This window comes from Halomonas cibimaris, assembly GCF_039537045.1.
Taxonomy (GTDB): Bacteria; Pseudomonadota; Gammaproteobacteria; order Pseudomonadales; family Halomonadaceae; genus Vreelandella; species Vreelandella cibimaris.
Map to the genome: position 1 here is coordinate 49,207 of NZ_BAAAZT010000023.1, position 21,756 is coordinate 70,962.

21 protein-coding genes are annotated in these 21,756 nt (G+C 65.2%); 8 read left to right on the forward strand and 13 right to left on the reverse strand.

All coding sequences use genetic code 11. The annotated features are described in order from the left end of the window. Positions 1-33 precede the first annotated feature (33 nt). The 9 genes from hflC to ABD654_RS02970 all read right to left on the reverse strand — a co-directional run bounded on the left by hflC (position 34) and on the right by ABD654_RS02970 (position 10,505). Positions 34-948 (reverse strand): protease modulator HflC, encoded by a 915-nt coding sequence (hflC, locus tag ABD654_RS02930; RefSeq protein ID WP_344702113.1) that lies wholly within the window; start codon positions 946-948, stop codon positions 34-36. Continuing rightward, positions 949-2,181, reverse strand: a complete 1,233-nt coding sequence (hflK, locus tag ABD654_RS02935; RefSeq protein ID WP_344702115.1) for an FtsH protease activity modulator HflK — start codon at positions 2,179-2,181, stop codon at positions 949-951. It lies immediately after the preceding gene. Between the two features lie 123 nt (positions 2,182-2,304). After that, positions 2,305-3,615: a ribosome rescue GTPase HflX gene (gene hflX, locus ABD654_RS02940; RefSeq protein ID WP_344702117.1), complete on the reverse strand. Its 1,311-nt coding sequence runs from the start codon at positions 3,613-3,615 to the stop codon at positions 2,305-2,307. A gap of 32 nt (positions 3,616-3,647) precedes the next feature. Beyond that, positions 3,648-3,890 carry an RNA chaperone Hfq gene (gene hfq / locus ABD654_RS02945; protein ID WP_344702119.1) on the reverse strand — a complete coding sequence of 81 codons (243 nt, stop codon included), beginning with the start codon at positions 3,888-3,890 and terminating at the stop codon, positions 3,648-3,650. Positions 3,891-4,083: 193 nt separating this feature from the next. Further along, positions 4,084-5,022 carry a tRNA (adenosine(37)-N6)-dimethylallyltransferase MiaA gene (gene miaA, locus ABD654_RS02950; protein ID WP_344702121.1) on the reverse strand — a complete coding sequence of 313 codons (939 nt, stop codon included), beginning with the start codon at positions 5,020-5,022 and terminating at the stop codon, positions 4,084-4,086. 39 nt (positions 5,023-5,061) lie between these two features. Further along, positions 5,062-7,017 (reverse strand): DNA mismatch repair endonuclease MutL, encoded by a 1,956-nt coding sequence (gene mutL / locus ABD654_RS02955; RefSeq protein WP_344702123.1) that lies wholly within the window; start codon positions 7,015-7,017, stop codon positions 5,062-5,064. 17 nt (positions 7,018-7,034) lie between these two features. After that, a complete protein-coding gene (locus ABD654_RS02960) occupies positions 7,035-8,492 on the reverse strand; it encodes an N-acetylmuramoyl-L-alanine amidase (protein WP_425552697.1) in 1,458 nt (485 codons plus the stop codon). Then, positions 8,489-8,962, reverse strand: a complete 474-nt coding sequence (tsaE, locus tag ABD654_RS02965) for a tRNA (adenosine(37)-N6)-threonylcarbamoyltransferase complex ATPase subunit type 1 TsaE (protein ID WP_344702299.1) — start codon at positions 8,960-8,962, stop codon at positions 8,489-8,491. The genes ABD654_RS02960 and tsaE overlap by 4 nt, the downstream gene beginning before the upstream one ends. 40 nt (positions 8,963-9,002) lie before the next feature. Continuing rightward, positions 9,003-10,505 carry an NAD(P)H-hydrate dehydratase gene (locus ABD654_RS02970; protein ID WP_425552698.1) on the reverse strand — a complete coding sequence of 501 codons (1,503 nt, stop codon included), beginning with the start codon at positions 10,503-10,505 and terminating at the stop codon, positions 9,003-9,005. Positions 10,506-10,627: 122 nt separating this feature from the next. Between ABD654_RS02970 and queG the strand changes: the two genes are divergently transcribed. Then, positions 10,628-11,737, forward strand: a complete 1,110-nt coding sequence (queG, locus tag ABD654_RS02975) for a tRNA epoxyqueuosine(34) reductase QueG (RefSeq protein WP_344702127.1) — start codon at positions 10,628-10,630, stop codon at positions 11,735-11,737. Positions 11,738-11,751: 14 nt separating this feature from the next. On the opposite strand, the gene orn is transcribed toward queG, so the two are convergent. After that, complete coding sequence (gene orn / locus ABD654_RS02980) at positions 11,752-12,342, reverse strand: oligoribonuclease (protein ID WP_344702129.1); 591 nt, start codon at positions 12,340-12,342, stop codon at positions 11,752-11,754. Positions 12,343-12,494: 152 nt separating this feature from the next. Here orn and rsgA point away from each other — a divergent pair, with 152 nt between their 5' ends. The 6 genes from rsgA to ABD654_RS03010 all read left to right on the forward strand — a co-directional run bounded on the left by rsgA (position 12,495) and on the right by ABD654_RS03010 (position 16,839). Further along, positions 12,495-13,505, forward strand: coding sequence for a small ribosomal subunit biogenesis GTPase RsgA (gene rsgA / locus ABD654_RS02985; RefSeq protein ID WP_344702132.1), 1,011 nt, complete (start codon positions 12,495-12,497; stop codon positions 13,503-13,505). A gap of 26 nt (positions 13,506-13,531) precedes the next feature. Beyond that, complete coding sequence (locus tag ABD654_RS02990) at positions 13,532-14,374, forward strand: sulfurtransferase (protein WP_344702134.1); 843 nt, start codon at positions 13,532-13,534, stop codon at positions 14,372-14,374. A gap of 29 nt (positions 14,375-14,403) precedes the next feature. Next, positions 14,404-15,243, forward strand: a complete 840-nt coding sequence (asd, locus tag ABD654_RS02995) for an archaetidylserine decarboxylase (protein WP_344702136.1) — start codon at positions 14,404-14,406, stop codon at positions 15,241-15,243. 15 nt (positions 15,244-15,258) lie between these two features. Further along, the gene (locus ABD654_RS03000; RefSeq protein ID WP_344702138.1) at positions 15,259-15,759 is read left to right on the forward strand and encodes a DUF2628 domain-containing protein; all 501 of its coding nucleotides are present in this window, start codon (positions 15,259-15,261) and stop codon (positions 15,757-15,759) included. A gap of 108 nt (positions 15,760-15,867) precedes the next feature. Further along, entirely contained in the window at positions 15,868-16,491 is a 624-nt protein-coding gene (locus ABD654_RS03005) for a hypothetical protein (RefSeq protein ID WP_344702140.1), read from the forward strand. Between the two features lie 12 nt (positions 16,492-16,503). Then, positions 16,504-16,839 carry a hypothetical protein gene (locus ABD654_RS03010; protein ID WP_344702142.1) on the forward strand — a complete coding sequence of 112 codons (336 nt, stop codon included), beginning with the start codon at positions 16,504-16,506 and terminating at the stop codon, positions 16,837-16,839. Position 16,840: 1 nt separating this feature from the next. On the opposite strand, the gene epmA is transcribed toward ABD654_RS03010, so the two are convergent. After that, positions 16,841-17,851 (reverse strand): EF-P lysine aminoacylase EpmA, encoded by a 1,011-nt coding sequence (gene epmA, locus ABD654_RS03015; RefSeq protein ID WP_344702144.1) that lies wholly within the window; start codon positions 17,849-17,851, stop codon positions 16,841-16,843. After that, the gene (efp, locus tag ABD654_RS03020) at positions 17,851-18,417 is read right to left on the reverse strand and encodes an elongation factor P (protein WP_344702147.1); all 567 of its coding nucleotides are present in this window, start codon (positions 18,415-18,417) and stop codon (positions 17,851-17,853) included. The genes epmA and efp overlap by 1 nt, the downstream gene beginning before the upstream one ends. Positions 18,418-18,508: 91 nt before the next feature. Here efp and epmB point away from each other — a divergent pair, with 91 nt between their 5' ends. Next, positions 18,509-19,534, forward strand: a complete 1,026-nt coding sequence (gene epmB / locus ABD654_RS03025; protein ID WP_344702149.1) for an EF-P beta-lysylation protein EpmB — start codon at positions 18,509-18,511, stop codon at positions 19,532-19,534. A gap of 99 nt (positions 19,535-19,633) precedes the next feature. Here the strand turns inward: epmB and leuA are convergent, their stop codons facing one another. Continuing rightward, positions 19,634-21,340 (reverse strand): 2-isopropylmalate synthase, encoded by a 1,707-nt coding sequence (gene leuA / locus ABD654_RS03030; protein ID WP_344702151.1) that lies wholly within the window; start codon positions 21,338-21,340, stop codon positions 19,634-19,636. Positions 21,341-21,756 lie beyond the last annotated feature (416 nt).

Below are 21,756 nucleotides of genomic sequence, written 5' to 3' on the forward strand. Positions count from 1 at the left end.
CCGGATGAACCCTGTCCATCCGGCGCGCCGTGCTTATTGTGCGCCGGCGGCGTCTGCGCCCGCTGCGCTATCGGCGCCGGGCATGGCGCTGTTGAGATAGCGGAAAAACTCGCTGTCCGGCTTGAGCACCATCAGGTTTTCGCCGTTGTCGAAGCTTTTGCGGTACGCGTTGAGGCTGCGCCAGAAAGCGAAAAACTCAGCGTCCTGCTCGTAGGCGTTGGAATAGATCCGTGCCGCTTCGGCGTCGCCTTCACCGCGCAGGGTTTCCGCCCGCTCCCGGGCCTGCGCCAGCAGCACCTGGCGGCGGCGATCGGCATTGGCGCGAATCCGCTCGGCCTCTTCCTGACCCTGGGCACGCCACTCGCGGGCCTCGCGTTCACGCTCGGAGCGCATCCGCTCGAATACCGCCGCGGAGACGTCTTCGGGCAGGTCGATACGCTTGATACGGATATCGCGAATCGCCACGCCGAGCTCGTCGCGCATGAGCTTGTCGAGCTCCTTGGTGGGGCCGGTCATCAGATCGTCGCGGCGCTCGGCGATGATCTGCTGCAGGTTCAGCCGGCCAAAGGCGTTACGCAGGCTTTCATCCACCCGCGGCTGAATCAGGCGCACGGCCATCATTTCATCGCCGGCGGTGGCCTCGTAGTAAAGCGTCGGATTGACCACCTGCCATTTGACGTACGAGTCGACGATGACCGCCTTCTGCTCCCGGGTCAGATAGCGGCTGGTGTCGGTATCCAAGGTCAAAAGACGCGTATCAAACTTGCGGATGGTGTTGGTGATCGGCACCTTGACGTGCAGCCCAGGCTCGATATTTTCTTCGATGACTTCACCGAAGCGCAGCTTGACTGCGCGCTCGGTTTCATCCACGACGTACAGGCTGTTACTCGCCAGCCAGGCCACCACGGCCAGGCCACCGACAATCAGCAGGGATCGATTATTGATCATTTACCGGCCCTCCCTGCGGATGGACGTTCGATTACTGGAGCGATTGTTGGCGCTGCTGCTCGAAGACGTTGACGGCAGGTTATTCAGCACGCGCGGATTGAGGCTTTCCGCGTCGCCGCCGTCGGCGGACGCACCGCTTTTCTTGCCGCCCAGCTTGTCCAGGGGCAAATACATCAGCGGTGCGTTGTCGCCGCTATCCAGCAGCACCTTCGGTGTGGCACCGAAGACATCCTCGATGGCCTCGATATACATCCGCTCGCGCATGGTTTCCGGCGAGTTCTGATACTCGGAAAGCAGCGACAAAAAGCGGTTGGCCTGACCTTGCGCCTCGGCGACAACCGATTCGCGATAGCCCTGCCCCTGTTCGATCAGGCGCTGAGCCTGGCCCTGGGCCTCGGGAATAATCGCGTTGGCGTAGGCGATGCCTTTGTTGATCGTACGCTGGCGGTCTTCCCGGGCGCGGATAACGTCGTCAAAGGCGTCAATAACCGGCTCGGGTGCCGAGGTCGACTCGATGTTGATGGTCTGCAGCTGAATACCCACGTCGTAGTTGTTCAGGTAGGTCTGCAGCCGGCTGGCCACGGAACTACCGAGAATTTCACGGCCGGACGTCAAAATATCGATCATGTCGGTACCGCCAACCACGTGACGCAGCGACGAATCCAGCGCGTTTTCGATCGACAGGTTCGGGTCGCGCACGTTGAGCATGTAGTTGGCCGGATCAGACACGCGGTACTGGGCCGAAATCTCGACTCTGACGATATTTTCGTCGCGGGTCAGCATCGACTGGGTTTGCGTCAAGGAGCGCACCCGGGTCACGTTGACCATGCGCACGTCATCGATCAGCGGCGGATTCCACTGCAAACCGGGCGTGACGATTTCCTGAAACTTGCCAAAGCGCAGCACCACGCCGCGCTCGGACTGGTCGACCAGGTAAAAGCCCGACGCCGCCCAGACCGCAAGCGCCACGACAAGCAGCAGCCCCGGCAGGGTGAAGGCGCTGCGCGACTTGTCGCCGCCGCCCCCGTTACCGCCGCTGCGGCCGCCGCCTTTTTTCTTGCCCAGCATGCCGTTGATCTTTTGCTGAAACTTTTTCAGCGCCTCGTCCAGATCCGGCGGCCCGCCGTTATTGCCACCGCCACCGCGGTTGCCGCCGCTGTCGCCGCCCTTGCGCCGACCGCCCCCGCTCCAGGGGTCATGCTGGTTGCCACCACCAGGCTCATTCCAGGCCATAATACTTCGTCTCCCTCAGGGTATTGATCGCCGCGCCGGGTCGAGACGCTTGATCGCGACGCCGCGCTGGTTCATCCCGTTGTGTTTGCCGTGTCTGGCTTGCGTTGTGGCCGGCCGAGACGCCTACCACTCGGCCGGCACCTGCAGCGCCTCGGGCAAGTAGGTATCGGCGCGTTCGCCGAGCCTTGCCATCAGCTGATTAAAGTCGCGTCGCGGCAGGCGTACGTCAAGTATCGGGCGTCCGTTTTCGTCAAAATGCTCGGCGCGCACGGCGTTAAGCTCGTGCAGCCCGGCGCGCAGCTTGCCCTGCTGCGGCTCCAGGCTCAATGAAAAATCGATCACATCATCGGCCAGGCGTTCACTCAGCGCCTGGTGCAAAAGATCCAGCCCGCGGCCGTCCTTGGCAGACAGCCAAACGGTTTCGGGCATGCCGTTACCGTCGCGGTCAATGCGCGGCGCGCTGTCCAGCCGGTCAATCTTGTTCATGACCTTGAGCATGGGCACTCGATCTGCACCGATTTCTTCAAGCACGTCGTTGACCTGGCCGACGTTAAGCTCCCGGTCGGGGTCGGCGGCGTCAATGACGTGAACCAGCAGTGCCGCGTCTACCGCCTCTTGCAGCGTGGCCTGAAACGCTTCGACCAGCTTGTGCGGCAGATGGCGAATAAAGCCGACGGTATCGGCCATGACCACCGGCCCCACGTCGTCAACCTCAAGACGCCGCAGCGTCGGGTCCAGTGTCGCAAAAAGCTGATCGGCGGCATACACCTCAGCGGTCGTCAATGCGTTGAATAGCGTTGACTTGCCGGCGTTGGTATAGCCGACCAGCGAGACGCTGTTGATTTCTGCCCGCGCTCTGGCACGGCGATTTTGCTCGCGCTGGCGGCGCACCTTGCTGAGCTGCTTGTGAATCGCCTTGATCCGGCCGCGCAGCAGCCGGCGGTCGGTTTCCAGCTGGGTTTCACCGGGACCGCGCGCGCCGATACCGCCGGCCTGGCGCTCCAGGTGCGTCCAGCCGCGCACCAGCCGCGTCGAGACGTACTCAAGCTGGGCCAGCTCCACCTGCAGCTTGCCTTCGTGGGTTCTGGCGCGCTGAGCGAAGATATCCAGAATCAAGCCGGTACGATCCAGCACCCGGCAGTTGAGCTCGCCTTCCAGGTTGCGCTGCTGAGACGGGCTAAGCCCGTGGTTGAAAATCACCAGTTCGGCCTGGTGCGCCACCAGCATGGCACGCAGCTCTACAAGCTTGCCCGAACCGATAAAGGTACGGGTATCCGGGCGGCTGCGGCTGGCCGTCAGCAGCGTGGCCGCAACGGCACCGGCCGAGCGCACCAGTTCGAGAAACTCGCCCGGATCTTCACGGGCGTGCTCGTCGGGGAAGTCAACGTGAACAAGAACGGCCGTTTCACCGGCATCGGGGCGCTCAAAAAACAATCAAAACCTCATGACTTAGCGTGTGCACGGCATCAGGCCTCGGCGTCATCGGCATCCGCGGCCGGCAGGCGCACGTTGCGCGAGGGCACAACGGTCGAGATCGCGTGCTTGTAAACCATCTGGCTGACGGTGTTGCGCAGCAAAATGACGAACTGGTCGAACGATTCGACCTGGCCTTGCAGTTTGATGCCGTTCACCAGAAAAATGGAAACCGGAATGCGCTCCTTGCGCAGAATGTTCAAGTACGGGTCTTGAAGGGACTGCCCTTTGGACATGGTGCTCTCCCTAAACTGTCGTTAGAGTTGGTTATTAAAAGTGCGCCGCTTGCGCCCTGCAGCAGAGGGTACCCGAAAGACCGATTGTCGGCCGCTCGAAAACACTGACGGTAAAACTGATCGCAAAGGCCAATGACGACGGCCTCGCTGTAAGACGCTTATCTTACGCTAAGCGTCGCGCTCACGCACGGGCTTAAAAGGCCCTGTGCTCGGCCAGCGCCAGCACATGGCTGAGCGCATCGGCAGACGCCGCCTCGACCCAGTGCAGCTCCGGCCAGCGGCGCAGCCAGGTCAGCTGGCGCTTGGCCAGCTGGCGCGTGGCGATAATACCCCGCTGGCTCAGGGTTTCACGGTCGTAGTCGCCGTCCAGATAGGCCCATACCTGACGATAGCCTACGCTTTTCATCGACGGCAGCTCGGCATGCAGATCACCCCGCTTTCTGAGGGCGGCGACCTCATCAATCAACCCCTTGTTGAGCATGGCCGTGAAACGCTCGGCAATTCGCCGGTGCAGCACGGCGCGGTCTGCAGGCGCCAAGGCTATGGACACCGCCCGCCAGGGAAAGGTTTCCCGGCGCTGTTCGGCCCAAAGCTCGGTGAGCGTGCGCCCGCTCGTCGCAAAGACTTCCAGCGCGCGCAGTATGCGCTGGGTATCGTTAACGTGCAGGCGCGCCGCCGTCGCCGGGTCTACCTCGCCCAGGCGGGCATGCAGCGCGGCCAGGCCGTCCCGGGCCTGTTCGGCCTCAAGCCGTGCGCGAATCGCCGGATCGGACGGCGGCAGGTTATCGGCGCCGTCCACCAGCTGCTTGTAGTACAGCATGGTGCCGCCGGTCAGCAGCGGCACCTTGCCTCGGGCGGTGATCTCACGCATCGCGGCCAGCGCATCCCGGCGAAAGTCCGCCGCCGAGTACGGGTCCGCCGGGTCGCGAATATCGATCAGCCGGTGCGGCGCCCGGGCAAGCTCACAGGCATCGGGCTTGGCGCTGCCGATGTCCAGCCCGCGGTAGACCATGGCGGAATCGACGCTTACGATCTCGCAGCCCAGCCGCTCGTGCAGGGCAATCGCCGCATCGGTTTTGCCGGAGGCGGTGGGCCCCATCAAAAAAATGGCCGGCGGGCGTGAATCGCTCATGGGTCGGGCGAGCTCCTTTTTCTCGGGGCGGCTGGCCGTTTACTGGCCGCGCAAAAACAGTCGATCCAGCGCCTGCATGTCCATCTGGGTCCAGGTCGGGCGGCCGTGGTTGCACTGGTCACTGCGCTCGGTGCGCTCCATATCGCGCAGCAGCGCGTTCATTTCGTCAACGGTCAGGCGGCGGTTGGCGCGCACGCTGCTGTGGCAGGCCATGGTGGACAACAGCGCATGAATGCGCGCCTCGACCTGGCGGGTGCGGCCGTAGCGCTCCAGCTCTTCGAGCATGGCGCGCACCAGCGCCTCCGGGTCGGCGCCGGCCAGAAGCGCCGGCAGCTGGCGCACCAGCAACGTTTCCGGCCCGGCCATGTCCAGCTCAACGCCCAGCCGGCGGATGGCTTCGGCCTCGCTTTCGGCGGTGGCCACCTCGTGGCGGCTGGCGGCAATCGAAACCGGCACCAGCAGCGGCTGCGTGGCAACGCCGGCGGCTTCCAGCTGGCGCTTCATGCGCTCGTAGACAATGCGCTCGTGGGCGGCGTGCATATCCACGATCACCAGCCCGGCGGCGTTCTGCGCCAGAATGAACACCCCGTGCAGCTGGCCCAGGGCATAGCCCAGCGGCGGCGCGGCGGTAGGGTCGTCGGCGGGCATGGCGGGCTGCGGCGCGGCCCAACGGCCGGATGACGGCGGCACTTCCTGCACCTCTCCGGCGTCGTTTTCCGGCGAGCGCGGGGTGAGCAGCATGTCTTCGTGGTCGGGATGCAGGGCCTGATAGCCCTGCATGAAGCGGCGCACCTTGGCCGCGCCGGGATGGCCGCCTGCCGGCTGCGGCCCGCCGCCGTGATCAGGCGTCGGCGCAAGCGCCATGCCCTGCTGCTCGAAGCGCCCGTTTTCTTCTGCCTCTCTGCCGGGCGAGGCGTGCGGGCCGTCACTCAGCGCGGCGTCAGCCGGCGGCTCGGCCACCGCGTCGGGACGCGTGTCGGCCAGGCAGCGGTGCAGGCTGGAAAACAAAAAGTCGTGCACCGTGCGCCCGTCGCGAAAACGCACTTCGTGCTTGGTCGGATGAACGTTGACATCCACCACTTCCGGATCAACGTCGAGATAGAGCACAAACACCGGATGACGCCCGTTGTACAGCACGTCGCGGTAGGCCTGGCGCACGGCATGCGCCACCAGGCGATCGCGCACCACCCGGCCGTTGACGAAGAAATACTGCTGGTCGGCCTGGGCCCGGGAGTGGGTGGGCAGCCCCACCCAGCCGGACAGGCGCAGCGCGCCTACCTGACGTTCGATATAGCGGGCGTGCTCGATAAACGTCTTGCCCAGCAGCGAAGCAATGCGCCGCTCCCGGGCGGCGGGAGAATCGCCCGGCGGCAGCCGGTGGACGGTCTTGCCATTGTGGCGCAGCGTCCAGGCCACGTCGTAGCGGGACAGCGCCTGGCGGCGAAACGCCTCTTCCAGATGGGCAAACTCGGTTTTTTCGGTGCGCAGAAACTTGCGCCGGGCCGGCGTATTAAAGAACAGATCGCGCACTTCCACGCTGGTGCCGCGCGGATGCGGCGCCGGCGTCACGTGGGCCTCCATGCCGCGGCCTTCGGCCGTCACGCGAAAACCGGCGCGCGGGTCGTCCAGGGCATTGGACGTCAGCGAAAGCCTGGACACCGAGCTGATCGAGGCCAGCGCCTCGCCGCGAAAACCCAGCGAGCTTACGCCCTCAAGGTCATCCAATGTCTCGATTTTGCTGGTGGCGTGGCGGGAAAGCGCCAGCGCCATATCGCTCTCGGCGATGCCGGTGCCGTCGTCACGCACCTTGATCAGCCGGGCACCGCCCTGCTCTGTTTCCACCTCGATGCGCCGGGCAGCGGCATCAATGGCGTTCTCCATCAGCTCTTTGGCCACCGCCGCCGGGCGCTCGACCACTTCGCCTGCGGCAATCTGGTTGGCCAGGCGCGGGTCCAGCACGTGAATTTTTGCGCTCGCCGCCGCGTTATCGTCCAAAGGTCACCTCGTCAGCATTAGGGAATGTGCAGCACCTGGCCGACGCGAATCACATCGCCGCTGAGCTCGTTGGCCCGGCGCAGCCGGTTCACCGAGACGTTGTGGCGCGTGGCAATGGCAGACAGCGTATCGCCGGCGCGGATGCGGTATTCGTCGCTGCCGGGGCGGCGGTCGTGATCGCGCAGCCAGGCCAGCAGGCTGGCAGGCGGCGGGTTGCGCTCAAAGTGCTTGCGAATGCCGGTAAACACGGCTTTGGCCAGGCTTTCCTGGTGCGAGGGTGCCGCCAGGCGCTGCTCTTCGGTCGGGTTGGAAATAAACCCGGTTTCCACCAGCAGCGAGGGAATATCCGGCGACTTGAGCACCACAAAGCCGGCCTGCTCCACCCGGGACTTGTGCAGATGGTTGATCCGCCCCAGCTGGTCGAGCACCTGCCCGCCGATGGTCAGCGAGTCGTTGAGCGTGGCGGTCATGGTCAAATCCAGCAGCACCCCGCGCAGCACCTGATCTTTGTCGCGCAGCGACAGATTGCCGTCCACCCCGCCGATCAAATCCGAACGGTTTTCGCTGTCGGCCAGCCACTGGGCGGTTTCCGAGGTGGCCCCGCGCTGGGACAGCGCGTAGACCGAGCTGCCCTTGGGCCGCGGGCTGGTGAAGGCATCGGCGTGGATCGAGACAAAAAAGTCAACCTTCTGTTCCCGGGCCAGCCGGGTACGCTGGCGCAGGCCCAGATAGTAGTCACCGTCGCGGATCAGCACCGCCTTGAACCCCTCAGCGGCATTGATGCGGCCGGCCAGCCGCTGGCTGATAGCCAGCACCACGTCTTTTTCCCGGGTGCCGCCGGGGCCGATGGCGCCGCTGTCTTCGCCGCCGTGGCCGGCATCCACGGCAATGATGATATCGCGTTTGGGGTGCGGTTCGGCCTGTTCGACAACGGAGGTTTTCTCCGGCGTCTTGCCCAGCGCCTTGGCCTTGGCTGTGGCCCGCGCAGCGGCGATTTCCTGCTCGCGGATCATCGATTCGATAGGATCAATGGGGTTTTCCACCGCGCTTTCGCCGGGGTACTCCAGATCCACCACCAGCCGATGGCCGTACTCCTGGTTGGGCGCCAGACTAAAGTGGCGGGGCTCGATCTCGCGGCTGAGTTCCAGCACCACGCGCAGGTCGTCGCCTTTGCGTACGCCGGTGCGCACCGCCGAAATCGCGCTGCCTTCCAGGGGCAGGTCCTGAGCGTTGGCTTCCAGGCGGCTGTCGGCCAGATCAATCACCAGCCGCGACGGCGACTCCAGCGAAAAAACCTTGGCCGTGGCCGGCGCGGAGAGATCAAATACCAGCCGGGCGTGATCCGGCGCAGCCCACAGGCGCATGCTGTCAACCGTGGCCGCCGCTGCCGTGCCGGTCGTTGCCAGCCAGGCCAGCCCCGCCGCCAGCGCAACGGCCAGGCGCCGCCCGGGTCGAGCGCCCCGCGCCGCCCTCATCTGCCGCTCCCCGGGGCGTTTTCAAACAGGGCGGCCAGCAGCGCCGCGCCGCGGGGTGTGGCGCTGGCCAGGCGGGCACGCCGGCCCGGCTCGGCTACTTCAAGCGTCAGATTGATATCGGCCGGGGGCAGCCAGCCCGCGCCGCGGCTGGGCCATTCGACCACGCACAGGGCGTCGTCGGCGAACACGTCGCGCCCGCCGATAAACTCAAGCTCTTCGGGATCACCCAGCCGGTACAGATCCAGATGATAGACGCGCTTGCCGGCAAGCGCGTAGGGCTCAATCAGGGTATAGGTGGGGCTTTTCACCGCGCCCCGGTGGCCGTAGGCGCGCAGTATGCCGCGCGTCAGCGTGGTTTTTCCCGCGCCCAGATCACCGTGAAGATAAAGACGGCCGCGGCCCTGAAGCAGGCGGCCAAGCGTTTCGCCAAACGCGACGTGGGTGTGCTCGTCGGGAAGTTGCACCTGCATGGGTTGCATCTGCATGGGCGGCTATTACCTTGATGACAAATTATTCAAACCCGGGGTTGACCAGCCGGCGCGCACAGGATGCCAGATCGCCAGCCAGCAAACCACGTTCGCCGTGCTCGGCGGCGGCGGCGTCCGCGGCCAGCGCGTGAACCAGCACGCCCAGCCGCACGGTCTGCTCGCTCAGGCCGCGCTGGCCGGCAAGCGAGCCCAGCATGCCGGCCAGCGCATCGCCCATGCCGCCGCTTGCCATGCCGGGATTGCCGTAGGGGCACACGGCCAGACCTTGAGGGCCGGCCACCAGCGTGCCCGCCCCCTTGAGCACCGCGCAGCCGCCGTAGCGCTCGCGCAGCGCCAGCGCTGCGGCCGGGCGGTCGGCTTCCACTTCGGCGGCGGTGATCCCCAGCAGGCGGCCTGCCTCGCCCGGGTGCGGCGTCAGCACCCAGCTGTCCCGGCGTTCGCCGGTAAAGCGCTCGGCCAGCAGGTTGAGCGCGTCGGCATCGAGCACCAGCGGCCGGCCGCTTTCCAGCGCTGCGGCCAGCATGGCCTGGCCCCAGGCGCCGCAGCCGATGCCGGGGCCGGCAACGATGACGTCGCTTTGCTCCACCCGTTCAGCAACGTCGGCACTGCCGCGTACCCCGCAGGCCATGACTTCCGGGCAGCGGATCAGGCTTGCGCTGACGTGTTCCGGCGCGGTGGCAAGGCTTACCTTGCCCGCCCCCAGCCGCGCGGCGGCCTGGGTGGCAATCAGCGCAGCACCGCCCATGCCCGGGGCGCCGCCCAGCACCAGCAGGTGGCCCATATCCCCCTTGTGGGCGGTGCGCCGGCGCGGGCCAAAGGCGCCGCTGAGCGCGCTTTTGTGCAGCAAAACGCCGCGCGGCGCAATATCGTCAAACGCCTCGGCGTCAACGCCCAGCGGGCAAAACGTTACCTCGCCGGTATGCTCAGGCGCCCTGCCGGTATGGAGTCCGAGCTTGTCGCCGATAAACGTGATCGTCGCGTCAGCGCGCACCGCGCAGCCCAGCCGCGCGCCGGTATCCGCGGCAAGCCCTGAAGGAATATCCACCGCCAGCACCGGCCGGCCGGCGCGATTCACCGTGGCGATCGCTTGACGATAGGCCCCCGTCACCTCGCCGGAAAGGCCGGTGCCCAGCAGCGCATCGACAATCACCTCGCCGGTCAGACGGGTGTCGTCTTCCCACGCTTTACCGTCCACGCCTGCCGCGGCTGCAAGCGCCGCGGCGCGGGCGACATCACCGGTCAGCTCGGCTATCGGCTTGAGCGCCAGGCACTGCACCTGCAAACCGGCCTGGGCGGCCAGCGCGGCAATAACGTAGCCGTCGCCGCCGTTGTTGCCGCCGCCGCACAGCACGCTCAGGCTGCGCGCGCGAGGCCAGCGTTCGCCCAGGCAACGCCAGGCGCTGGCAGCGGCGCGCTGCATCAGCGCAAAGCCGGCGATATCGGCAGCGACGGTGCGCCGGTCAAGCTCGCGTACCTGGCGCGCCGTATACAGCGGGTGATGCTGGGGCTGAGTTGCAGCGGTCACGGTGTCTCCTTCTGGCATGGGCGCGTTCCGGCTTGAACACGGGACGGCGCGGCTGAACGTTTTGGCCCGGATAGAGGATACGGTAGCATAGCGGTTTTCTTTCGCCTTTAAGTTGACCTGTCATGTCCCGCTCCGTTCCCGATACCGCCCCAACGCCTGAGCTGGCCACGCTGGCCAAGGACATCAAGACCTGGGGCGAGGCGCTGGGCTTTCAGCAGCTCGGCATTACCGATACCGACCTTGCCTTCCATGAACAGCGGCTGAACGAGTGGCTGGATAACGGCTACCACGGCGAAATGGGCTTTATGGCCAAGCACGGCACCAAGCGCACCCGCCCGGCGGAGCTTGAGCCCGGCACCGTGCGCGTCATCAGCGTGCGCATGGACTACCTGCCGGCGGACACGGCAAGCATGGAGGTGTTACAAAACCCGCACAGCGCCTACGTATCACGCTACGCGCTGGGCCGGGACTACCACAAGCTGATGCGCAAGCGCCTGGCCGCGCTGGCCAAGCGCATCGAGACGCGGGCCGGCCAGATCGGCTATCGCGCCTTTGTCGACTCCGCCCCGGTCATGGAGCGCGCTCTGGCACAAAAGGCCGGGCTTGGCTGGTTTGGCAAAAATGCCATGCTGCTCAACCCCAGGGCCGGCTCGCTGTTTTTTCTCGGCGAGCTCTACACCGACCTGCCGCTGCCCGTGGATGCGCCTTTCGAGCGCGACCACTGCGGCAGCTGCAACCGCTGCCAGACCGTTTGCCCCACTGGGGCGATTGTGGACGACGGCGTGGTGGACGCGCGCAAGTGCATTTCGTATCTCACCATCGAGCTTTTCGGTGCGATTCCCGAAGAGCATCGCCGCGCCATGGGCAACCGCATCTACGGCTGCGACGACTGCCAGCTTTTCTGCCCCTTCACCCGCTTTGCCCAGCCCACCCGGGAAGACGATTTTTACCCGCGCCACGATCTCGACCGCGCCGAGCTTGTGACGCTGTTCGGCTGGGGCGAGCAGGAGTTTCTCGACAAGACCGCCGGCAGCGCCATTCGCCGCATCGGCTACGTCCGCTGGCTGCGCAACATTGCCGTGGCGCTGGGCAACGCGCCGTACAGCGAGGCGGTGATCGCCGCGCTGATGGCCCGGCGCGCCTACCCCAGCGCGCTGGTGCGCGAACACGTCGCCTGGGCGCTTGGCGAGCAGCGCGAAAAAGGCCGGCAGCGCATTGCCACCGCCGGCTAACGCCTCACCCTTGGCTATTCCTCCTCGCCGTAGAGGTCTTCAGCGCTGGTGGCCGCCTGCAAAAACGTGCGGCGATAGTGGGCAAGCTCGCCGATGGACTCTTTGATATCGTCCATGGCCAGGTGTACGTTGCGCTTTTTAAAGCCCTTGATGGCCTCCGGGTTCCAGCGCTTGGCCAGCTCCTTGACCGTGGACACGTCGAGATTGCGGTAGTGGAAAAACGCCCACAGCTCGGGCATTTCGCGCTCCAGAAAACGCCGGTCCTGATGAATGCTGTTGCCGCACATCGGCGAGGTGCCCGGCACTACGTATTCGCGCAGAAAGTCCAGCGTTTTCGCCTCCGCGGCCGCCGTATCCGTGCGGCTTTGCTGCACCCGCTTGACCAGCCCGGACTCGCCGTGGGTTTTCCGGTTCCAGTCGTCCATCTGCTCAAGCAGGCTATCCGGCTGTTTGACCGCAATCACCGGGCCTTCGGCCACGGTGTTGAGCTCGCCGTCGGTGACCAGCGTGGCCACCTCGATGATGCGCTCCTTGTTGGGGTCCAGCCCGGTCATTTCCAGATCAATCCAGATCAGCAGGTCGCTGCGTGGCGAGGTTTCGCTCATGGTGGCTCCTTGGTTGCCTTGCCACCGTAGCGTCAGGCCGCTCACCTGCCGACGCCAAACCCGTTACACTGGGCAGCCTCATCACAGGCGATGCCATAACGCTACGGCAAATACGCCAGTGTACCGTTCAACCGTTGCAACCGACAGGTGCCATGAGCAAACGTAAACTGACCCGTCAGCAGCGCTGGCGCGTGGAGAAAGTCCAGGCCGAGCGCGAAAAGCGCGCCGCCAAACACAGCGCCCGCCAGACCGAGCAGCTGGCCGCCGGGGAATACGGCGCCGAACAGAGCGGCCGGGTCATCGCGCATTTCGGCCGCACGCTGGAAGTGCGCGGGGCCGACGGCGCCGCGGTGCGCTGCCATCTGCGCGCCAACCTGCAGGGGCTGGTCACCGGCGATACGGTGATCTGGCGCAAGGGCGAAGACGGCTCCGGCGTGGTGGTCGCCGCCGCCGAGCGGGCAAGCGTGCTTTCCCGCCCGGACCCGCAGGGGCGGCTCAAGCCCGTGGCCGCCAACGTCGATCAGATCCTGATCGTCTTTGCCGTGGAACCCACGCCCCACGCCAACCTCATCGACCGCTACCTGGTCGCCGCCGAGGCCACCGGCATCGCGCCGGTGCTGGTGCTCAACAAGGTAGACCTGTTGGCCGACCACGACGGCGAGCTTGGCCAGCTGCTGGAGCGCTACCGGGCGCTGGGCTACCCGGTGGTCCGCGCCTCAACCGAACAGCCCGCAGGGCTTGATGCGCTCAACCGCCAGCTTGCCGGGCGCACCTCGGTGCTCGTCGGCCAGAGCGGGGTGGGCAAGTCGTCGCTGATCGACCGTCTGCTGCCCGATGAAACTCTGCGCATCGGCGCGCTGTCCGAAGACATGCGCAAGGGCACCCACACCACCACCACCGCCCGGCTCTACGCCATGCCGGACGCCGACGGCGTACTCATCGACTCGCCCGGCATACGCGAATTCGGCCTGACCCATCTGGACGCCGACACCGTCACCGACGGCTTTGTCGAATTCCGCCCGCATCTGGGCCTTTGTCGCTTTCGCGACTGCCGCCATCGGGCAGAGCCGGGCTGCGCTTTACTTGCCGCGGTGGAGGCAGGCAATATCCACCCTCAACGTTTTGCCAGCTATCGGCGGATTCTCGCCAGCCTGGACACCTAAACGCCACGCCAACGCAAGGAGTTGTCATGCGCACCCCACAGCAAAGCTCGGAAGCCAATATACTGCCGCTGATCGTTGAGCCGGAAACGCTGCAGGAACACCTTGACGACCCGCAGCTGCTGATCATTGACGTGCCCAAGGATTCCGGCAGCTATACCCAAGGGCACGTGCCGGGGGCGATATTTCTGGAAAGCCGCCGGCTGATGAACGGCCAGGCGCCGCTTCCCAGCGAGGCGCCGGACGTGGCCGCACTTTCTGCCCTGTTCAGCGAGCTGGGCCTGACCCGAGACACCCACGTAGTAGCTTACGACGACGAAGGCGGCGGCTTTGCCGCGCGGCTTTTGTGGACGCTGGAGCTGATCGGCCACCCCCGCTATTCCTATCTTAACGGCGGCATTCACGCCTGGCGCGCCGCCGGTCTGGCCGTGCAAACCGAGCCCAACACGCCCACGCCGTCCACGTATCACGCCGAGATCCTGAACCCGGAAACGCGCATTACCGCCGATGAAATCAAAGAGCGCCTGGGTGAGAAAAATCTTGCCATCTGGGACGCCCGCTCGCCGGCGGAATACCGCGGCGAGACAGGCCAGAACAAACGCCTGGGTCATATTCCCGGCGCGGTCAACATGGAATGGACCCGTGCTATGGACCCTGAGCGCAACCTGCGCATCCGCGGCTACGCCGAGCTGGTCAACGAGCTGGATACGCTGGGCATCACCCAGGACATGGACGTTGTGACCCACTGCCAGGGCCACCACCGCAGCGCTTTTACCTGGCTGGTGGGCCGAGCGCTGGGCTTCAACATTCGCGGCTACGCCGGCTCCTGGAACGAGTGGGGCAACCGCGACGACACGCCGGTTGAGACCTGACCCGACAACACCTGACGGAACCAACATACGTGACGCTTTCCCAAAAAGCCTTTGCGCTCATGCAGTACCCGCTGCCCCACCGCGCCATTTCGCGGCTGGTGGGGCAGCTGGCCGAATGCCGCGCCCCGGGGCTTAAAAACGCGCTGATCCGCGCTTTTATTCAGCGCTTCCAGGTGGACATGCGCCAGGCCCAAGAGCCCGACTACCGCGCCTACGCCACCTTCAACGACTTTTTTACCCGAGCGCTGAAAGACGACGCCCGGCCCGTCGGCGAAGGGGTTATCAGCCCCGCCGACGGCGCGCTTTCCCAGTTCGGCCGCATGGCCGCCGGCGAGCTCGTTCAGGCCAAGGGGCATCGCTATTCCACCCGGGCGCTGCTGGGCGGCGACGCCGCCCTGGCCGACACCTTCAGCGGCGGCAGTTTCGCCACGATATACCTCTCGCCCCGGGACTATCACCGCGTGCACATGCCGGTCACCGGCACCCTGCGCGAGACCATCTACGTGCCCGGGCGGCTGTTTTCGGTCAATCAGGCAACGGCGAACCACGTGCCGGGGCTGTTTGCCCGCAACGAGCGGCTGGCGTGTATTTTTGACACCGAGCACGGCCCGCTGGCCGTGGTGCTCGTCGGCGCGATGATCGTCGCCGCCATTGAAACCGTCTGGGCCGGGCAGGTCACCCCGCTTGCCGGCACGCCCCAGCGCACCCGGCTGGACAAGCCCGTAACGCTTGCAAAAGGCGCGGAGCTCGGCCGCTTCAAGCTCGGCTCTACGGTGGTGATGTGCAGCGCCGGCGCGATCGACTTCAGCGCCTTTGCAGCCGGCGCCAAGGTGCAGATGGGGGAAACCCTGGGCCACGCCCCTTCCTGACACGAGGCCATAGCCATGACGCACCGCACTCACCGCTCCCTGAGCCACGCCTGGCAGGCTCGATTTGCCCTGCTGCACAAGCTGGGCGCCGACAGCCGCAGCGTGTATGCCCTCATACGCTCGCCCGAATACAGGGCGCTGGGCCTCCGGGACAAACTCAGGGTCTCGCTGAATCCCTGGGCTTTTTTCTTCGACTGGGTGTACTACCTGTGCAAGGGTATGTGGCTCAAGGGCGCGTTTATCATCGGCGCCACTTTCTCGTTTTATACCCTGGTGACGGTGCTTGATGCGCTGACCGGCGGGCATATTCCCGGGGTAGTGTTTTGGCTGCCAACGCCGATTATCTGCACCCGGATCGCCAACCACGACTACTATCGCAAGGTTGTGCACAGCGAAGCGATATGGCCCGGGCTGCCGGCAATGTTTGCCCGCCCCGCCGGAGCGGCCGGCTTTGCCCTGGCCGGCGTGGGGCTTTATTGCGCGGTATCGTTTAGCCCCATCGGCGTTTTTGCCTAGCCTGACCGCTGGCGCCCGGCGGCGACGAAGCCGCGCTGTTTGTTTGTGCTGAAATCGGGCGCTGACACTTGACGCTATGCCCGCTCTACGCGGGCCCAGGAAACAACCATGGCTTTTCCCGACTTTTTCGACCAGGCGCCAACCGTTCGGCTGCGCGACCCGCTGGCCGCGCTTTTGGGCAGTGCCGACGACGGCATCATGGACTACCGCTACGCTGATGCGGTTCGCCTGACCGGGCACTCCTGCCCCACCGTGGCCGGTGCCTTTCTCACCGCCCGCGCCGCGCTGAAGGCGCTCTACCCCGCCTCGCTGCCTGAACGCGGCAACATCGCCGTGCACATGCCCCACCCGGAGCACGAGGGCACCGTCGGCGTTACCGCGCAGGTGCTCACGCTGATGACCGGCGCTGCCGGCGACGGCGGGTTCAAGGGCATCGGCGAGCGCTTCGCCCGCCACGGCCGGCTACACTTTGCCGACACCCCGGACCGGCACGGTGCCATACGCTTTACCCGACTGGATACCGGCCAAAGCGTTCGCGTCACGTTTAACCACCGCTACATCCCAGCCGACCCGACGCAGCGCGAACGCCTCCAGGCGATCGTTCAGGGAAGCGAAACGCCCGCCCAGCAGAGCGAATTTGCCCGGCTGTGGCAGGCGCGCGTACGCCGTATGCTGATTGACCACGCCGACGATCCGGCGCTGATACAGGTTGAAACATCCGAAAACGCATAGCAGGAGAAACCCGTGCACAAACATATCGAATGGGACGCGCCCGAGGCGCAAAGCGTTATCGCCTACTATACCCAGCACCCCGAAAGCTATAGCGAACCGCACCCCGGCAGCATCGTTTCCGGCCACTATCAGGGCGTTAACGTGCGAGTGAAGGTCGAGGCCTATAAAGACCGGGTCAGCATCGGCACGGTCGCCGCCATTATCGACCCCCACGGCAAGCGATTAACGCAGCACGGCAAGCTGGCACTTGACGATATCGTACGCCTGCCCGACGACAGACGAGCGTTCGAATTGAAAAGCGCATCGCCCGACGACGCCTGTGATGAATCCGCAGAGGATACAAAGTGATTCAGCAGCTTGGCGTGGCAAAGCTCAGCACATCGCTTAGCCGAGGTTTGCCAAGTGCCAGCTGAAGCAGCCGGTCAAGCCCCAGCGCCACGCCGCTGCCTTCGGGCAGGCCGTGGGCAAGCGCGGCGACCAGGCGCGTATCCACGTCAACCGGGGCAAAGCCAAGCCGGCGCCGCGCGGCGTTGTCTTCGTCAAAGCGAGCCTGCTGCTCGGCGGCGTCGGTGAGCTCATCGTAGCCGTTGGCAAGCTCCACGCCGTTGAAATAAAGCTCAAAGCGCGAGGCCACCTCGTCACCCAAAGCATCTGTATGACGTCGGGCAAGAGCGGCCTGGCTGGCCGGGTAGTCCACCACCGCGGTGAGCGCGCCTCGGCCCAGGGCAGGCTCGATGACCAGGCTCATCAGCAGATCCAGACAGGTATCGCGCGGCTCGTCGTCAAGCGCGCCTTCGGGCATCCCGCCGCGCTCGGCGGCGAGCCGGCGCAGGCACGTCAGCGGCGCGCTGAACGGATCAATTTGCAGGTGCTCATGAAACAGCGAGCGGTAGGCGCAGCAGCGCAGCAGCCCCTGCCCGTCGGGCAGCAAGGTATCGGGCAAAAGCTCCCGGATCAGCGCTGCGGTTTCCTCCATCAGGGCCGGAAGGCTAAAGCCCGGACGGTACCACTCCAACATGGTGAATTCGATGTTGTGGCGCCCGCCCACCTCACCGTCGCGAAAACTTTTCGCCAGCTGGTAGATCGGCCCGCTGCCGGCGGCGAGCAGGCGCTTCATGTGAAACTCCGGCGAAGTCCGCAGCCACAGGCGCTGACGGCCGGCCGGGGTGCGCGCCTGTGTACAAAGCGAAGCCAGATGCACATCGGTACTGCCGCCCTGGCCGAGTATGGGGGTCTCGACTTCCAGCACGTCGCGCTCGGCAAAAAACGCCCGCACCCGGGCCATCAGCCGGGCGCGGGCGCGAAGCGTGGCCATATCCGCCGTGGGCTGCCAGCGGGCACAGGGCAACGCATCGCCCATCAGGCGCGCGATACGTACTCGCCGGTGCGGGTATCCACCTTGAGCACTTCGCCTTCGTTGATGAACAGCGGCACGCGCACCACCGCGCCCGACGACAGCTTGGCCGGCTTAGAGCCGCCCTGGGCGGTATCGCCTTTGAGGCCGGGATCGGTTTCCACCACTTCCAGTGCGATAAAGTTGGGCGGCGTTACCTGAATGGCGTTGTCATTCCACAGCGTCACGGTGTAGACCACCTGCTCTTTGAGCCATTTCTCGTCGTCGCCCAGCGCGCGCTTCTCTACTGCGTATTGCTCAAAGGAGCCGTCGGTCTGCATGAAATACCACATATCACCGTCGGTGTAGAGGTATTCCATTTCCAGCTCCATGACGTCGGCGCCTTCCAGAGACTCACCTGACTTGAACGTGCGCTCCCAGACGCGCCCGGTCATCAGGTTGCGCAGCTTGACGCGATTGAACGCCTGGCCCTTGCCGGGCTTGACCAGCTCATTGGAGACGATCGAGCACGGATCGCCGTCAAGCATTACTTTTAAACCGCCCTTGAATTCGTTGGTAGAATAGTTGGCCATGGTGCCTCTTGAGTTGCGTTTTACGTATGAATGAAAGCGTCAGCGCGATTGCCTGACCGGCGTTTGCATGATAACCCGAAGGAGGGATTTTTTGCAGGACAACACCTTGATTGCCCACGAAAGCGCCGAGGCTTTGGCGGCGAGCAGCACCTGGCAGCGCCAGCTTTCTCAGGCCGTGCGCGACCCCGCCGAGCTGTGCCGCCGGCTTGCGCTGGATGACGCCTGGCTGGCCGGCGCCGGGGCCGGGGATGCGCTGTTTGCAACCTGCGTGCCCGAGGCGTTTTTATCCCGCATGGCGCCCGGCAACCCGGGTGATCCGCTGCTGCGCCAGGTGCTGCCCCTGGGCGAAGAAGCGCGCGCCGCGCCGGGCTTTGTCACCGATCCGCTGGCAGAAGCCGAGCAGCGCCCGGCCCAAGGGCTGATCCATAAATACCGCGGCCGCGCGCTGCTGATTGCAAGCCCTACCTGCGCGGTGAACTGCCGCTACTGCTTTCGCCGGCATTTTCCCTATGCCGATAACGCCCCGTCCCGGGCCCAGTGGCAGGATGCGCTGGATTATCTGCGCGAAGACGCCTCCATCCGCGAGGCGATTTTCTCCGGCGGCGATCCGCTGGCGGCCAATGACAAACAGCTTGCGTGGCTGGTGGGCGAACTGGAAAGCATCCGCCACATCAAGCGGCTGCGGATTCACACCCGCCTGCCGGTGGTCATCCCCGACCGCGTCGACGACGCCCTGCTCGGCTGGCTTGGCAGCACCCGGCTGCAAACCGTAATGGTGCTGCACATCAACCATGCCAAAGAAATCGACAGTGCGGTGATCGACGCCTGCGCCCGGCTGCAGCGCGCCGGGGTGACGCTTTTGAACCAGAGCGTGCTGCTGCGCGGAGTCAACGACAGCGTGGCCGCCCTGGAAGCGCTCTCTGAGCGTTTGTTCGACGCGCGCATTCTGCCCTACTACCTGCACGTGCTCGATCCGGTGGCCGGAGCGGCGCACTTTGACGTCAGCGACAACGAGGCCCGCGAACTCGTGGATAAACTGCGCGAGCGCCTGCCGGGCTTTTTAATGCCCAGGCTGGTGCGCGAGATCCCCGGCGAGCCCAGCAAAACGCCGCTGTAGCCCGCAGGCAAACAGCAGTAGCCAACTACACGGTAAACATACAAAAACCGGCGCCCGCTAACGAGCACCGGTTGATATGGCAGGCCCGGCGAGTCTGAGCTACACCAGGGTTTCCGCGGTAACGTTGGCCGCCGGCGCGCTGGTCGAGCGGTGGCGGTTGATGGCGCTGAGCACGCCCTTCATCGAAGCGCTGGTGATGCTTTCATCAATGCCCACGCCGAACACGGCGCTGCCGCCCACGCGCACTTCCACATAGGCCACGGCCTCGGCGTCGGTGCCCTGCCCCCGGGAGTGCTCGTGATAGTCGATGATTTCCACCTCGTGGCCGGCACCGGCCAGGGCATGCACGAAGGCGGCCAGCGGGCCGTTGCCTTCGCCGGCCAGGGTCTTGCGCTCGCCGTCAAGGTCCACCGTGGCCTGCAGCGTGACCCGGGGGCTGTCCGGCTCGGAGGCCATGCTGTGGCTGGCCAGCGCAAACGGCGCGCTGCGCTCCAGGTATTCGTCGCTGAAGGCCTGGTAGATCATCTGGGAAGTGATCTCGCGGCCGGTGCGCTCGGCGACTTCCTGCACCACCTGGCTGAACTCCATGGACAGCCGGCGCGGCAGCACCACGCCGTGCTCCTCTTCCAGCAGGTAGGACACCCCGCCCTTGCCCGACTGGCTGTTGACGCGGATCACCGCCTCGTAGCTGCGGCCCACGTCCAGCGGGTCGATGGGCAGGTACGGCACTTCCCAGACGGCGTCGGGGTTGGCCCGGCGTTCGGCCATGCCCTTCTTGATCGCGTCCTGGTGGGAGCCGGAAAACGCGGTAAACACCAGATCGCCCACGTAGGGGTGGCGCGGGTGCACCGGCAGCTGGTTGCAGTGCTCCACTTCGCGCATGATCGGCGTAATATTGGAAAAATCCAGCCCCGGGTGCACGCCCTGGGTGTACATGTTCATGGCCACGGTGACCAGATCCACGTTGCCGGTGCGCTCGCCGTTGCCGAACAGCGTGCCTTCCACCCGGTCGGCGCCGGCCATCAGGCCAAGTTCGGCGGCGGCAATGCCGGTGCCGCGGTCGTTGTGCGGGTGCAGGCTGATAATAAGCGCGTCGCGGTTTTTCACCTCGCGGCAGAACCACTCGATCTGGTCGGCGTAGTGGTTGGGCGTGGCGCACTCCACCGTGGCCGGCAGGTTGACGATCATACGCTGGGCCGTGGTCGGCCGGTATTCGTCCATGACCGCCTCGACGATTTCCACGGCAAAATCCAGCTCCGTGGTGGTGAAAAGTTCCGGCGAGTACTGAAACGTCCAGTTCGTTTCCGGCGCGGCGTTCATGGCATCGCGGATCTGGCGGGTCGCCTGCCGGGCGATCTTGACGCAGTTTTCCTTGTCGACGTTGAACACCACGCGACGAAACACCGGATCGGTGGCGTTATACACGTGGACGATGGCGCTTTTCGCGCCCTTGAGCGCCTCAAAGGTGCGCTCGATCAGATGCGGGCGCGCCGGGGTGAGGACCTGGATGGTCACGTCGTCAGGCACCTTGCCCTCGTCGATCAGCGAGCGCACGAAGTCAAAGTCGGTCTGCGAAGCCGAGGGAAACCCCACCTCGATTTCCTTGAAGCCGATTTTGACCAGCGTATCGAACAGCCGCTGCTTGCGCTCGTGATCCATGGGGTCAATCAGCGACTGGTTGCCGTCGCGCAGATCGACGCTTGTCCAGATGGGCGGGTGCTCAATGCGCCGGGACGGCCACCGGCGATCCGGCAGGTCGACGGCGACGAACGGGCGGTATTTTTGCGCGGGATCAGACAACATCATGGCGGCTCTCCTGGAAGAAAAACAAACGAAAAACGGCACCGCAAGTATAGCCGGTGCGGGCGAGTGTCCACGCAAAACGCCTCTTCAACGCGAAGGCTGAAGAGGCGTTAAGGCGTGCATTTGCCTGCGCGACGCTTTCGGCAAGGGCGGATACAGCGGCTGCAGCGCGCCGCCAAAAGGCGTGGGCTGCTTTTTTACGGCGCGTGCAGGAAGACGTACTCGGACAGGGGTGCAACGTTTTGAACTCCATGACGATTTTACCTTGTAACCACCAACGACAGTGCGTGTAAACAGTGCGTGTAAACAGTGCGTGTAAAAAGCGCACGCGGCGCGGCCCGCCTCCGATATCGTCAGAGACGAGCGCGCAGTAGTCGTAGGTCCAGTAAGATAGGCGTCATGGCAGTGTGCATATCCTT